The following is a 600-nucleotide window of genomic DNA, read 5'->3' on the forward strand; positions in this document are numbered from 1 at the left end:
ACTGGGGGTAGAGCACTGTTTCGGCTAGGGGGTCATCCCGACTTACCAAACCGATGCAAACTCCGAATACCAGTGAGTACTATCCGGGAGACACACGGCGGGTGCTAACGTCCGTCGTGAAGAGGGAAACAACCCAGACCGCCAGCTAAGGTCCCCAAATTCCAGTTAAGTGGGAAACGATGTGGGAAGGCTCAGACAGCTAGGAGGTTGGCTTAGAAGCAGCCACCCTTTAAAGAAAGCGTAATAGCTCACTAGTCGAGTCGGCCTGCGCGGAAGATGTAACGGGGCTCAAACTGGATACCGAAGCTGCGGCAGCAGACTTGTTCTGCTGGGTAGGGGAGCGTTGTGTAAGCCTGTGAAGGTGTGTTGAGAAGCATGCTGGAGGTATCACAAGTGCGAATGCTGACGTGAGTAACGATAATGCGGGTGAAAAACCCGCACGCCGAAAGACCAAGGTTTCCTGCGCAACGCTAATCGGCGCAGGGTGAGTCGGCCCCTAAGGCGAGGCAGAAATGCGTAGCTGATGGGAAACGGGTTAATATTCCCGTACTTCTTATAACTGCGATGGAGAGACGGAGAAGGCTATGCCTACCGGGCGTT

Annotated in this window: 1 rRNA gene; it reads left to right on the top strand. The window is 54.3% G+C overall.

The window, feature by feature from the left end:
• Positions 1–600: ribosomal RNA gene (locus A3730_RS08560) — 23S ribosomal RNA — on the top strand; the annotation flags it as partial.

The sequence above is a fragment of the Alcanivorax sp. HI0044 genome, from assembly GCF_001634945.1.